This window comes from Streptomyces fuscigenes (genome assembly GCF_021556455.1).
Lineage (GTDB): Bacteria > Actinomycetota > Actinomycetes > Streptomycetales > Streptomycetaceae > Streptomyces > Streptomyces fuscigenes.
In genome coordinates, this window is the sequence record NZ_JAKGCV010000136.1 from 1 (window position 1) to 12,871 (window position 12,871).

Annotated in this window: 13 protein-coding genes and 1 pseudogene; 6 read left to right on the plus strand and 8 right to left on the minus strand. The window is 73.1% G+C overall.

Annotated elements, in window-relative coordinates; translation table 11 throughout:
• The first annotated feature begins 147 nt into the window (after positions 1-147).
• Positions 148-1,194 carry a family 2 encapsulin nanocompartment cargo protein polyprenyl transferase gene (locus L1885_RS13660; protein ID WP_235797358.1) on the plus strand — a complete coding sequence of 349 codons (1,047 nt, stop codon included), beginning with the start codon at positions 148-150 and terminating at the stop codon, positions 1,192-1,194.
• Positions 1,195-1,623: 429 nt separating this feature from the next.
• Complete coding sequence (locus tag L1885_RS13665; protein WP_235797359.1) at positions 1,624-2,043, plus strand: DUF6304 family protein; 420 nt, start codon at positions 1,624-1,626, stop codon at positions 2,041-2,043.
• 169 nt (positions 2,044-2,212) lie between these two features.
• Here L1885_RS13665 and L1885_RS13670 read toward each other — a convergent pair whose 3' ends face one another.
• The 3 genes from L1885_RS13670 to sodN all read right to left on the minus strand — a co-directional run bounded on the left by L1885_RS13670 (position 2,213) and on the right by sodN (position 4,640).
• On the minus strand, positions 2,213-2,848 hold the full coding sequence (locus L1885_RS13670; protein ID WP_235797360.1) for a hypothetical protein: 636 nt from the start codon (positions 2,846-2,848) through the stop codon (positions 2,213-2,215).
• A gap of 187 nt (positions 2,849-3,035) precedes the next feature.
• Complete coding sequence (locus L1885_RS13675; RefSeq protein ID WP_235797361.1) at positions 3,036-3,818, minus strand: SAM-dependent methyltransferase; 783 nt, start codon at positions 3,816-3,818, stop codon at positions 3,036-3,038.
• Positions 3,819-4,244: 426 nt separating this feature from the next.
• Positions 4,245-4,640, minus strand: coding sequence for a superoxide dismutase, Ni (gene sodN, locus L1885_RS13680; protein WP_235797362.1), 396 nt, complete (start codon positions 4,638-4,640; stop codon positions 4,245-4,247).
• 148 nt (positions 4,641-4,788) lie between these two features.
• Between sodN and sodX the strand changes: the two genes are divergently transcribed.
• Entirely contained in the window at positions 4,789-5,217 is a 429-nt protein-coding gene (gene sodX / locus L1885_RS13685; RefSeq protein WP_235797363.1) for a nickel-type superoxide dismutase maturation protease, read from the plus strand.
• On the opposite strand, the gene L1885_RS13690 is transcribed toward sodX, so the two are convergent.
• A complete protein-coding gene (locus tag L1885_RS13690; protein WP_235797364.1) occupies positions 5,121-5,750 on the minus strand; it encodes a CGNR zinc finger domain-containing protein in 630 nt (209 codons plus the stop codon). The genes sodX and L1885_RS13690 overlap by 97 nt on opposite strands.
• Positions 5,751-5,851: 101 nt before the next feature.
• Here L1885_RS13690 and L1885_RS13695 point away from each other — a divergent pair, with 101 nt between their 5' ends.
• On the plus strand, positions 5,852-6,622 hold the full coding sequence (locus L1885_RS13695) for a class I SAM-dependent methyltransferase (RefSeq protein WP_235797365.1): 771 nt from the start codon (positions 5,852-5,854) through the stop codon (positions 6,620-6,622).
• Between the two features lie 292 nt (positions 6,623-6,914).
• On the opposite strand, the gene L1885_RS13700 is transcribed toward L1885_RS13695, so the two are convergent.
• From L1885_RS13700 to L1885_RS13710, 3 genes are all read right to left on the minus strand, one after another.
• A complete protein-coding gene (locus tag L1885_RS13700; RefSeq protein ID WP_308117323.1) occupies positions 6,915-7,676 on the minus strand; it encodes an amino acid ABC transporter ATP-binding protein in 762 nt (253 codons plus the stop codon).
• Positions 7,673-8,617, minus strand: a complete 945-nt coding sequence (locus L1885_RS13705) for an amino acid ABC transporter permease (RefSeq protein WP_235797366.1) — start codon at positions 8,615-8,617, stop codon at positions 7,673-7,675. Before L1885_RS13705 ends, L1885_RS13700 begins: the two co-directional genes overlap by 4 nt.
• Before the next feature lie 109 nt (positions 8,618-8,726).
• Positions 8,727-9,680, minus strand: a complete 954-nt coding sequence (locus L1885_RS13710) for an ABC transporter substrate-binding protein (RefSeq protein WP_235797367.1) — start codon at positions 9,678-9,680, stop codon at positions 8,727-8,729.
• Between the two features lie 409 nt (positions 9,681-10,089).
• Here L1885_RS13710 and L1885_RS13715 point away from each other — a divergent pair, with 409 nt between their 5' ends.
• Positions 10,090-11,301, plus strand: coding sequence for an NAD(P)-dependent malic enzyme (locus L1885_RS13715; protein ID WP_235797368.1), 1,212 nt, complete (start codon positions 10,090-10,092; stop codon positions 11,299-11,301).
• Between the two features lie 142 nt (positions 11,302-11,443).
• On the plus strand, positions 11,444-12,406 hold the full coding sequence (locus L1885_RS13720; RefSeq protein WP_235797369.1) for a zinc-binding dehydrogenase: 963 nt from the start codon (positions 11,444-11,446) through the stop codon (positions 12,404-12,406).
• Between the two features lie 137 nt (positions 12,407-12,543).
• Here the strand turns inward: L1885_RS13720 and L1885_RS13725 are convergent.
• Positions 12,544-12,871, minus strand: a pseudogene (locus tag L1885_RS13725) (PadR family transcriptional regulator); the annotation flags it as partial.

The window sequence follows — 12,871 nt, forward strand, 5'->3', positions numbered from 1 at the left end:
CGTGCCGACGGCCGTCGCGTGCGGCCGGTCGCGGCGCCGCTGGCGGCCCGCGGCCTGCCCCGGGGCCCGTCGTCCCCATCCACGCCCCAGCCCTACGCGGCGCAGCCCGCGGCACCGGGCGGGCACTCCCGCACGAGGAAGCAGCCCATGACCATGACCAGCCCGGATGCGGCGACCGGCGGCCACGAGGCGGTGGCACTCCTGGAGCGTGCCCGCGCGCTCGTCGACCCGGAACTGCGCTCCGCCGTCGCGTCCCTGCCCGATCCGATACGGCGGGTCGCCCGCTACCACCTCGGGTGGGAGGACGAGCACGGAAGACCCGTGCACCAGGGCGGCGGGAAGGTGATCAGACCGGCGCTCGTCCTCGCGGCCACCCGCGCCCTCGGAGCCGACCCGCTGGGCGCGGTGCGGCCCGCCGTGGCGGTCGAGCTGACCCACAACTTCACGCTGCTCCACGACGACGTCATCGACGAGGACCCCACCCGGCGCCACCGCCCCACCGCCTGGGCGGTCTTCGGCGTCCCGGACGCGATCGTCACGGGCGACGCGATGATGTCGCTCGCGGCCAGGCTGCTCGCGGCGGACCCGCACCCGGCGTCCGCCGCAGCGGTGACCCGCCTCTCGGACTGCGTGATCGAGCTGTGCGCGGGCCAGCAGAACGACTGCGCCTTCGAGGACCGGGCCCCGGACGACGTCACCCTGGACGAGGTCCTCACCATGGCGACCGCCAAGACGGGTGCCCTGCTGGGCAGTTCCTGCGCGCTCGGGGCTCTGTACGCGAACGCCGACGGCGAGGCGGTGGCCGCCCTCGACGCGTTCGGCCGCGAGGCGGGGCTCGCCTTCCAGCTGATCGACGACCTCATCGGCATCTGGGGCGACCCCGAACGCACCGGCAAACCGGCCGGTGCGGACCTGGCCTCCCACAAGAAGTCCCTGCCGGTCGTCGCGGCTCTCGCCTCCGGCACGGAGGCGGCCGAGGAACTGGCCGAGCTGTACCGGCACCCGATGGACGCCGCAGCGGTGCGCCGCGCCGCCTCGGCGGTCGAGCGTGCGGGCGGCCGCGACTGGGCGCAGAACGAGGCGGCCGACCGGATGGCGCGCGCCGTGCAGGAGCTGTCCCGGGCCGTGCCGGACCTGTCCGCGGCCGAGGAACTGCTGGCGCTGGCCGAGTTCGTCACGCGCCGGACGCACTGAAACCCCCTGCACGGCACGGCGGTTGCAGTCCAGCCGGGCTCCGCGGGGCGCGCGGCCGGGCTCGTCCGTGGGGCGGCGAGCGGAAACGGATCCCCGACCACGCGGAGTCCGGGTCCCGGCCGATGCCGGGTCCGGATGCCGCACGGCGCCGGCGCCGGCGCCGGAGTCGGGGTCCGGGCGGTGTGCGCGGCGGCGGGAGTGCGACGGCGCGAGGATCAGGGATCGGGGCGCGGGCGGATGTCCGACCCGTCCGCGCGGGTGCGGTCCGGGGAAGTGTGTCCCTCGTGCGTGTGGGCCTTCACACCGTGTGCCGGCCCGCCACCGGGGCCCGCCCGGGGGAGTGCCAGGCGGGCCGCTCCGGGGGCCGCCGTCCCGCCGATCGGTGCCCCGACCGGCGGCGGAAGATCGGATGCCGCTACAGTCCGCGCCATGACAGCGGAGTCGAGCGATACATGGGCGGGTTGGTACAGGGACCGCCAGGGCGCGGAAGCGATCACCTTTCTCTCCGACGGCGGGCGTCTGCGCACCGCCGTCCGGGGAGTCCCGTACGAGGGCGGTGACTTCGCCACCCTGGAGCCGGTGGCCGACGGACCGGCCCTCACCGGATGCGTCATGGAGTGGGACATGCCGCTGCCCGTGAACGTGGACGGGGCAGCCCAACAGGCCACGCTGAGCTGCCTTCTGACGCTCGGTGACAAGGGCCCGGAGCTGTCGCTCACACTGCACTGGGGCGGCGCCGCCTACGCGTCGGGCATCGCGGGCGGTGACTTCGAGGGCGCCCTCGGCCGTATCCGCCACCAGCTCCCGGGCGGCACCGACCTGACGGGCAGGACGCTGGTGGGCGCCTGACGACACGTCAAATCCAATTGAGAGGAGCGGTGTTCACGGCATCACCGCCCGGAGGAGTGCCGGAGCCGTCGGCCCGGACGCCGGCGGTGAGGCCCTCGCGGCGGGCACCGTTCCCGTGGGGAGCGCCGCGCCGCGTCCCGGGCACACCGAGTCGTCGGCGCCACCCGTGTCACAGGACGCCGGCGGGCCCGTCGTCGTACACCACATAGGCCTCCTCGACGTCCACCGGCCGCAGCTCCGCTTCGGCCAGCCCGTTGAGCAGATCCTCCAGCCGGGCCCTGGCGCCCTGCCGGCCCACTCCCCGCGCACACTGCACGACCACCCTCTCCTGGACGCCGCGCGCGGGCGCCGTGCGCACCCGGCGCGACAGGTGCGCCGTGTGCAGGCCCGCGAGGGCCGACAGGCGCCGCGTGTCGTACGGGAGGGGCAGCCGCACGGTCACCCGGTGGGCGAACCAGCGGTCGGGCTGGAAGGCGGCCTCCCGGTCGGTCGTGGGCACCCCGTCGTTCCACGGGGCCGCCTCGATCCTCGTCCGCACGACCCGGAACCCGTCGGACGCGAGCCTGGCGGCCCACCGGCCGGCCGCGGCGCGTTCGGCGGCGAGATCGCCCCGGCCGTCGAGCACCACGGTCGGCCGCCCCTGCGTACGCCCCCGGTCGAGCACGCCGCTCTCGAGCGCGAACCCCCACTGCCGAGCCCACCCGGCCACCTCCAGGGCCCGCCCCGCACCGACGGTGAGGCGCAACCGGAAATCCCCGACCACCTGCCCGCCGACCTGGCGGGCCGAGAAGGAACTGATGTCCATGGCGCAAAATACCAAGCCGACACGATTCCCCGCGTCACGTCCGGGTGACCGTACGGAAAACCCCCTTGGGCGGCCGCACGGCGCCACGGCCGTCCGGGCGAGCCCCGCCGCGGGGCCGAGCCGGACCGCGGAAGAGGCGCCCGGGGCGCACGAGGCGCGAGGGAGCGCGGGGGCCGGGGCGGAGGCGTCAGCCCACCCGCGCCACGCCCGCGTACAGTCCGATCTCCGAGGGGTCGGGCACCGGCTCGCCCCGGTGCCACTGCGTCGCGGTGACGAGCCCCGGCGCCACCATGCCCAGCCCGTCGAAGAACCGGGCGCACGCGGTCCGGTCGCGGGGCGCGAGCGTGACGCCGCCGCCCGCGTACGCGGCCACGACCTCCTGTGCGTGCTCCGCGTGCAGGTCCGAAGCGGCGTGGCTCAGGGCCAGGTAGCTGCCCGGCGGCAGGCCCCGCACCAGGGCGGCGACGAGTGCGTGCGGGTCGGCGCTGTCGGGCAGGAAGTGCAGCAGCCCGATGAGCGTCAGGGCCACGGGCCGCCGGAAGTCGAGGACGGCGCGGGCCCCGTCGAGGACCGCCGCCGGATCGCGCACGTCGGCCTGCAGGTAGTCGGTCATGCCCTCGGGGCGGCTGACGAGCAGCGCCTCGGCATAGCGCAGTATGAGCCGGTTGTTGTCGGTGTAGAGCACCCGGGCGGCCGGATCGACCTCCTGCGCCACCTGGTGGAGGTTCGGCTCGGCGGGGAAGCCCGTGCCGATGTCCAGAAACTGGTCCACGCCCTGGTGCGCCAGCCAGCGCACGGCCCGGTGCATGAACGCGCGGTTGTGCCGGGCTCCCTCGCGGGCCGCCCGCGGCAGGCGCTCGGCGATCTCCCGGTCGACGCGGTAGTGCTCGTGCCCGCCGAGGAGGTAGTCGTACACCCCGGCGGTGCGCGGTCTGGTGCTGTCGATAGCCGCGTTCGGCAAGCCCGTCATGGAATGTGACCCTATGTCAGCTCTGAGCCACGGCGCGAGACTTCGCACAATACTTCATGACACTTTCCGGCCGTCACGTGCCTGGTGCGACAGGTGCGACGGGTGTGCTGTGCGGGGCAGTTGAGGTCAAGCGGCACTTCGGTGGTGACGGCGGCCCCGCCCGCCGGAGCGGGCCGTGCCCGGGGCCAGGCCCGCCCGGCCGCCGCGCCGAGGGGTGGGGAGGGGACTGTGCCGGTCCCGCGCGCGGGGATGCTGCCGGCCGGTGGACGGGCCGCGCGGCCCCGGCCACCGGGGACTCCCGGGGGAGGAGCACGAAAAACCGCACCCGGACCGTCACGGCCGCCGATCGGGGCGGCCCCGCGGTCCGGGTGCGGGCGGGGTACCGGACGACCCGTGCGAAGGCGGGTCGTGCGGCCTGAGTGGGGGTCAGGCCTTCTTGGTCTCCCAGAAGATCTTGTCGATCTGGGCGATGTAGTCCAGGGCCTTCTGGCCGGTGGCCGGGTCCTTGGAGCCCTTGGCGGCCGAGAGGGCCTTCAGGGTGTCGTTGACGAGCTGGTGCAGCTCCGGGTACTTCTCGAAGTGCGGCGGCTTGAAGTAGTCGCTCCACAGCACCGAGACGTGGTGCTTGGCGAGCTCGGCACGCTGCTCCTTGATGACCGTGGCGCGCGCCTGGAAGTGGGCGTCGTCGTTGCCGGCCATCTTCTCCTGGACGGCCTTGACGGACTCCGCCTCGATACGGGCCTGAGCGGGGTCGTAGACGCCGCAGGGGAGGTCGCAGTGCGCGCTGACCTTCACCTTGGGGGCAAACAGGCGGGAGAGCATGAGCTGTCCTTCCTCGTGATCGTCTTCTCAGGTGCGACATTACTCTGTAAGAAGCCTGATTTCGCGAGTGCCCCCTGGGGCTTAGGACAAAAGTCCGTCATCACAATGGGACCGACGGCGGAGCGCAGGATGCAGCGGGAGGTGCCGGATGGCGGAGCAGGGGCGTAACCCACGGGAGGCCCGGGTGCCGCTGGGGATCGCCGAGGTGACGGGGCCGTCGATGTATCCCACCCTCCGGCACGGCGACCAGCTCCTCGTGCAGTACCGGGCCCCGGTCAGGGCGGGTGACGTCGCCGTCCTGCAGCACCCCCTCCAGCAGGACCTGCTCATCGTCAAGCGGCTGGTGGAGCGCCGGGACGGGGGCTGGTGGGTGCTCGGCGACAACCCGGCCGCCGAGGGGGACAGCCGGCTGTTCGGGACGGTGCCCGACGAACTGCTGCTCGCCCGGGTCCTGTGCCGCTACCGCCCGCGGGAGCGCGATCAGCGTTCGCTCGGCGCCACGCTCGCGTGGCTGTCGTCGGCGCTGCGCCCGGTGCTCGGCGACCGCTCGCTCTCCAGGCGCTTGCGGGCCCGGTAGGCGGCCACGTTCGCGCGGGTGGCGCACCGGTCCGAGCAGTAGCGCCGCGACCGGTTGGTCGACGTGTCCAGGTAGGCGTTGCGGCAGGGCGCGGCCTCGCACAGGCCGAGCCGGTCGACGCCGTAGCCGGTCAGGTGGAAGGCGAGGCCCATCGCGGCCGTCGCCGCGAAGGCGGCGGTGGCGTTGGAGGTGTGCTCCGCGAGGTGCATGTGCCAGTCCGGCCGGCCCTCGTCGTTGAGGGTGTCGTGCCCGGAGACCTTGGGGCTGACGGGGAAGTCCAGCAGCAGGGCGTTGAGCAGGTCGACCGCGAGCGTCTCGTCGCCCTCGTCGGCGGCCGTGAAGACCGCCCGCAGCCGTCCGCGGACGGAACGCAGCCGGGTCACGTCCGCCTCGGTGGCCCGGCGCGCGACCTGGGAAGCGCCGCCGAAGAGGGTGCGCACGGCCTCGACCGAGGTGAGCGTGTCGGTGCCCCGCAGCGGCTCCTCGGTGTTGACGAGGCGCACCGCGTAATCCGAGTAAGAGGCCAGATCCACTTGCAGTCCTTACGGCGGCGGTCTAGTGTTCCGCGCATCGAGAGTAATGGCTGTACCTGGACCCAGGGTATTACAGCTGGCGTGGCGAGGCGGAGGTTTTGATGCCGGAAGTACGGGAAGCGGGCAGCGGTACCGACTGGCGGGCCTGGCAGGAGAGCTGGGACCGCCAGCAGGAGTACTTCATGCCGGACCGGGAGGAGCGGTTCCGGGTCATGCTCGACATGGTCGAGGCGCTGACCGGTCCCGAGCCGCGCGTGCTCGACCTCGCCTGCGGGACGGGCAGCATCACGGCCCGGCTGCTGGCGCGCCTGCCCGGGGCCACCAGCACGGGGGTCGACCTCGACCCGGCCCTGCTGGCCATCGCGCGCGGCACGTTCGCCGGCGACGAGCGGGCCTCCTTCGTCGCGGCGGACCTGACGGACCCGGACTGGACGAGCGCCCTGCCGTACGAGTCGTACGACGCGGTGCTCACGGCGACGGCCCTGCACTGGCTGCGCGCCGAGCCGCTCGCCGGGCTGTACGGGCGGATCGCGGGCCTCACCCGCGACGGGGGCGTCTTCCTCAACGCCGACCACATGAAGCACGAGGGCACCCCGCGTATCGACGCGGCCGACCGCGCACAGCGCCACGCGCGCATGGACCGGGCCCGGGCGGCCGGCGTCCTCGGCTGGGAGGAGTGGTGGGCGACCGCGGCGGCGGACCCCGTGCTCGCCGGGCCGACGGCGGAGCGCTTCCGCATCTACGGCAGCCACGCGGACGGCGAGACGCCCTCGCCCGACTGGCACGTGCGCACCCTGCTGGCCGCCGGCTTCGGCGAGGCCCGCACGGTGTGGTCCTCGCCCTCGGACAGCATGGTCCTGGGCCTGAAGTAGCCCTGCCGGGCCAACGGGCGTCCGGCGGCCCGCGGCCCGCGGGAGAACCGCCGGTGCCGCGTGGCCCGCGGGAGAACCGCCGGTGCCGCGCGGGCCACGGGAGGACCGACGGGCGCCACTCGGGTCGCGGATGGAAGCGGAGACCGCGGGCGCCGGGCAGGCCGCCGGGGATCCACCGGGCGCATCGCCCGTCCCATCCCGCCGATCAGCTGCACCCGTACGCGCCGCGGGGCGCGGTGACGGCCTTGTGGGCCGTCGCCGCGCCCCGCGTGCGCGCCCCCGAGGGGCCGCGTCACAGCACCTTCGAGAGGAAGGCCTTCGTGCGCTCGTGGCTCGGCCTGCCGAGCACGTCGCGCGGGTGGCCCGACTCCACGACGACGCCGTCGTCCATGAACACCAGGGCGTCGCCCACCTCGCGGGCGAAGCCCATCTCGTGGGTGACCACGATCATCGTCATGCCGTCCGCGGCGAGGTCGCGCATGACGTCGAGCACGTCGCCGACCAGCTCGGGGTCGAGCGCCGACGTCGGCTCGTCGAACAGCATGAGCTTCGGCTCCATCGCCAGCGCCCGGGCGATGGCGACGCGCTGCTGCTGCCCGCCCGAGAGCTGCGAGGGGTAGTTGCCCGCCTTGTCCGACAGGCCCACCCGGTCCAGCAGCCGCTCGGCGCGGGCCCGGGCGGCGGACCGCGCCTCCTTCTTGACCTGGACGGGCGCCTCCATGACGTTCTCCAGCGCCGTCATGTGCGGGAACAGGTTGAAGCGCTGGAAGACCATGCCGATGTCGCGCCGCTTGAGGGCGACCTCGCTGTCGCGCAGCTCGTACAGCTTGTCGCCGTGCTGGCGGTAGCCGACCAGCTCGCCGTCGACGTACAGCCGCCCGGCGTTGATCTTCTCCAGGTGGTTGATGCACCGCAGGAACGTCGACTTGCCCGAGCCGGACGGCCCGACCAGGCAGAACACCTCCCGCGGCGCGACCTCCAGGTCGATCCCCTTGAGCACCTGCACGGCGCCGAAGGACTTGTGCACGCCCTCGGCCTTCACCATCGCGGTCATGCGGCGGCACCTCCTCCGGAGCGGTTGCTGAGCGAGAGCACGTTGGCCTTGACCTTCTGCCAGGGCGTCGGCGGCAGCGAACGGCTCGACCCCCGCGCGTAGTAGCGCTCCAGGTAGAACTGGCCGACGCTGAAGACCGTCGTCAGGATCAGGTACCAGGCGGCGGCCAGGAACAGCATCTCCGCCGCGGCGCCCGAGGTCTGCCCGATGTCCTGCGCGACCCGCAGCAGTTCGGAGTACTGCACCGCCGAGACCAGCGAGGTGGTCTTCAGCATGTTGATGACCTCGTTGCCCGTCGGCGGCACGATCACCCGCATCGCCTGCGGGATGACGATGCGCCACAGGGTCTTGCCGTGGCTCATGCCGAGCGCCTGCGAGGCCTCCGTCTGCCCCTCGTCGACCGAGAGCAGGCCGGCGCGGCAGATCTCCGCCATGTACGCGGCCTCGTTGAGGCCGAGGCCGAGCAGCGCCGTCAGGAAGGGCGTCATGAACGAGGACCAGTAGTCCTTGTAGATCGGCCCGAGGTTGATGTACTCGAAGACCAGGCCCAGGTTGAACCAGACCAGCAGCTGCACGTAGACCGGCGTGCCCCGGAAGAACCAGATGTAGAACCACGAGATGGACGAGGTCACCGGGTTCTTCGACAGGCGCATCACCGACAGGACGACGCCGAGCACGACGCCCATCAGCATCGCGAGCACCGTCAGGAGCAGGGTCTTGCCGACGCCGCCGAGCACGCGGCCGTCGAAGAAGAAGTCGGGGATCGCACCCCAGTTCACCTTGCCCTGCGAGAAGGCGTAGATGATCAGGACGAGCACGGCGACGGCGATCACGCCGGAGACGTACCGCCCGTAGTGCTTCACCGGGACGGCGCGGATGGCCTCCGGCGGTGCGGGCACGGAGTCGGCGGGTTCCGCCTTGTTGTTGATGTCGACACTCACAGGTCTGTCTGCCTCTCGGTCCTCTCGGCCCTCGGTCCGGGGCGCCCCCGCCCGCCACCGGCGGGGCGGTCGGGCGTCGTGGTGCGTGCGGGGCGCCCTGCGGCGTCGGTCAGCTGCCGCCGTTGAGGACGGCCGACGTGATGGCGCCGTCCTGCGCACCCCACTTCTGGAGGATCTTCTGGTACTCGCCGTTCTTGATGATCGCGTCCAGGGCCTGCTGGAGGGCGCCGGAGAGCTGGGTGTCGCCCTTCGTCACCGCGATGCCGTACGGGGCGGCCTGGACGGTCTTGCCGACCAGCTGGAAGTCGTTGCCCCCGCCGGAGGTCTTGACCGCGTACGCGGCGATCGGGGAGTCGGACGAACCGGCGTCGGCGCCACCGCTCTTGAGGCGGACCTGCGCCTGCTGGTCGGTGTCGAACGACTCGATCTTGACCTTCTTGCCGGCCGGGCACTTCTTCGCCTCGGCCTTCGAGAGGTCCTCGGAGACGGTGCCGCGCTCGACGACGATCGTCTTGCCGCAGAGGTCGTCCCAGCCGTTGATGCCCTGGGTCTTGCCCTTCTGCGTGTAGATCGAGACGCCCGCGCTGTAGTAGTCGACGAAGTCGACGCCCGCGCCGACCTTCTTGCCGTCCTCGATGCCGTTCTGCCGGTCCTTGGTGTCCGTCATCGCCGACATGATCATGTCGTAGCGCTTGGCGCGCAGGCCCGTCACCAGCGAGTCGAACGTGCCGTTCTGGAAGTTGACCTTGACACCCAGCTGCCGGCCGAGGGCCGCGCCGATGTCGGGGTCCATGCCGGCCGTCTTGCCCGACTTGTCGGTGAATTCGACCGGCGCGTACGCGATGTCGGACCCGACGTTGATGACGCCCTTCTGCTGGATCTCGGCCGGCAGCTTGTCGTGCAGCGCGCCGCTCGCGGCCCCGGACGCCTGGGAGGAACCGCCCCCGCTGTCCTTCTTCGTCTGGTCGCCGCAGCCGGTCAGGACCAGGGCGCCCGCGACCGCGAGCGCGCCGACGGCGGCGATCCGGGACCGCGCGGCGTTGGTGCGAGGGGTGGTACTCATGTTCGGGTCCTCCGAGGTGGGTCACCGTGTTGTGACGGCAAGGGGTGTCTGCCAGGTGGACGTGCACGCTTCTTCGGGTGTCGCGACCGTGTGTGATTAGGGCATCCTGCCATTCGGACAGTCGGCTTCACGTCGCCGGGCATGTCAAAATCGGATAACGGGTCACCCCCGCACCGACACCCGGCGCCGACGCGTCGGGGCCTTCTTCCGGGACGCCTCCCGCCCGGCCGGAGAATCTCCGGCCGCCCGCGCCGTGCCGCGGCGCGCGTGGTGACGGCGCCTGTCGGGTATGAATGACTTTTTCCCCACCGGGACTTGAGGACGCGCGTGCGGCGCGTCGCCCCGCCCCTCGATCAGGGACGGACCCCGGGACCACCCTCGAACAAATGAAACAAAGGGGACACATCAGATGGCAGCCGAGATCGTCAACCCGCGCACCGGCGCGGAGACGGACAGCGAATCGGACGAGCCCTTCGATCCCGCCTTCGCCCTGCACCGGGGCGGCAAGCTCGCCGTGAGCGCGACGGTGCCCGTGCGGGACCGCGACGAGCTCTCGCTCGCGTACACCCCCGGCGTCGCGCGCGTGTGCACGGCGATCGCCGAGAAGCCCGAGCTCGTGCACGACTACACCTGGAAGTCGCAGGTCGTGGCGGTCGTCACGGACGGCACCGCGGTGCTGGGGCTCGGCGACATCGGCCCGGAGGCCTCCCTCCCCGTGATGGAGGGCAAGGCCATCCTCTTCAAGCAGTTCGGCGGGGTGGACGCGGTGCCGATCGCGCTCGCCACCACCGACACCGACGAGATCGTCGAGACGGTCGTGCGGCTCGCCCCGTCGTTCGGCGGTGTCAATCTGGAGGACATCGCCGCCCCCCGCTGCTTCGAGATCGAGCGCAGGCTCCAGGAGGCCCTGGACATCCCGGTCTTCCACGACGACCAGCACGGCACGGCCGTGGTGACGCTCGCGGCGCTGCGCAACGCCGCCAAGCTCACCGGGCGCGGCCTCGGCGACCTGCGCGCGGTGATCTCGGGGGCCGGCGCGGCCGGCGTCGCGATCGCGAAGTTCCTGCTGGAGGCCGGAATCGGCGATGTCGCCGTGGCGGACCGGAAGGGCGTCGTCAGTGCCGACCGCGACGACCTCACGGACGTCAAGCGGGAGATCGCGGGACTCACCAACAAGGCAGGTGTGACCGGGTCGCTGGAGTCCGCGCTCAAGGGCGCCGACGTCTTCATCGGCGTCTCCGGCGGTACGGTCCCGGAGGCCGCGGTCGCGTCGATGGCCCCGGACTCGTTCGTCTTCGCCATGGCCAACCCGGACCCCGAGGTCCATCCCGACGTCGCGCACCGGTACGCGGCCGTCGTGGCCACCGGCCGCAGCGACTTCCCGAACCAGATCAACAACGTGCTGGCCTTCCCCGGCATCTTCGCCGGCGCGTTGCAGGTCCGGGCCTCGCGGATCACGGAGGGCATGAAGATCGCGGCGGCCGAGGCGCTCGCGGACGTCGTGGGCGACGAACTCGCCGCCGACTTCGTGATCCCCTCGCCGTTCGACGAGCGGGTGGCCCCGGCGGTCACGGCCGCGGTGGCCGCCGCTGCCCGGGTGGACGGGGTCGCGCGCCGCTGAACCGGCGCGGGGGCGGGGCCGTGCCGGTTCGGCGGCCCCGGCCCCGCGTTCCCGCCCGGCCCCGGGCAGTGTGTCCCACGCATCACGGGCGCCGCACGCGGCGGTGTTCCGTGCGGCACACAGGCGCGCCTATGGTCGTCGCATGTTCGCCGTCTACGCAGCACGCATCGACAAGGACCAGCCCCTCAACGGCCTTGAGCTGGGTGACCGTCCGGAGCCCGCGGCGCGGCCCGGCTGGACGACCGTCACGGTACGGGCCGCCTCCCTCAACCACCACGACCTGTGGTCGCTGCGCGGGGTGGGACTGCCGGCGGACCGGCTGCCGATGATCCTCGGCTGCGACGCGGCCGGCGTCGACGAGGACGGCAACGAGGTCGTCGTCCACTCCGTCATCGGCGAGAGCGGGCACGGCGTCGGGCCGAAGGAGCGCCGCTCCATCCTCACGGAGGCCTACGACGGCACGTTCGCCGAACGCGTCACCGTGCCCGCCTGGAACGTGCTGCCCAAACCCCGGGAGCTGAGCTTCGAGGACGCGGCCTGCCTGCCCACGGCCTGGCTCACCGCGTACCGGATGCTGTTCACCAACGCGGGCGTGCGGCCCGGCGACTCGGTGCTCGTGCAGGGCGCGGGCGGGGGCGTGGCCACGGCGTGCATCGTCCTCGGCAGCGCGGCCGGGCTGCGGGTGTACGCGACGAGCCGCGACGCGGCGAAGCGCGAGCGGGCGGTCCGGCTCGGCGCCGTCGAGGCGTTCGAGCCGGGCGCGCGGCTGCCGCAGCGGGTGGACGCCGTGATCGAGACGGTGGGGGCGGCGACCTGGTCGCACTCCGTCAAGTCGCTGCGCCCGGGCGGCACGGTGGTCATCTCCGGTGCGACGAGCGGCGACCGGCCTTCGAACGCCGAGCTGACCCGTATCTTCTTCCTCGAACTGAAGGTCGTCGGCTCGACGATGGGATCCCGCGACGAGCTGGAGGACCTGCTGTCGTTCTGCGCGACGACGGGTGTGCGGCCGGTGATCGACGACGTCCTGCCGATGGACCGGGCGCGCGAGGCGTTCGCGCGGATGGAGGGCGGCGACCTGTTCGGCAAGCTGGTGCTGACGATCTGACGCCGCCGACGGGCCCGGAGGCGGCGCCACCCGCCCGGACGCGTCCGGCGGACGCCGCCCGGGCCCGGCGCTCCTGTCGCGACGACTCGGGGCCGGCCCGGTGGCGCCGTACGGCCCGCGCCCGGGCGCCCGGCGGCTCAGTCGTCCCGTCCGCCGCCGGATCCCGTGTGCAGCAGCGCCGTGATGTGGGCGGCCGCCGTGGAGAGGTGGCGGCGGACCTCGCCGAGCTGGGCCGCCGTGACGCCGTGGTCGCGGGCGACGTCCCGCACGTCGTCGCGGAAGCGGTCGAGCAGGCGTTCGAGGTCCCGCTCGGGCCGGTCCGCCGCGTTCTTCGCGTCCGCGCCGCGCATCGCGTCTCCGGGGCTCGGCGCGTTCGCGGCGCCGGACGCGTCCTTCGCGTCCGTCTTGTCCATCGAAGGCCGGTGCGCCGCCGGGGCGGCCCCGTCGGCGGGCCCTGCCGAGGCG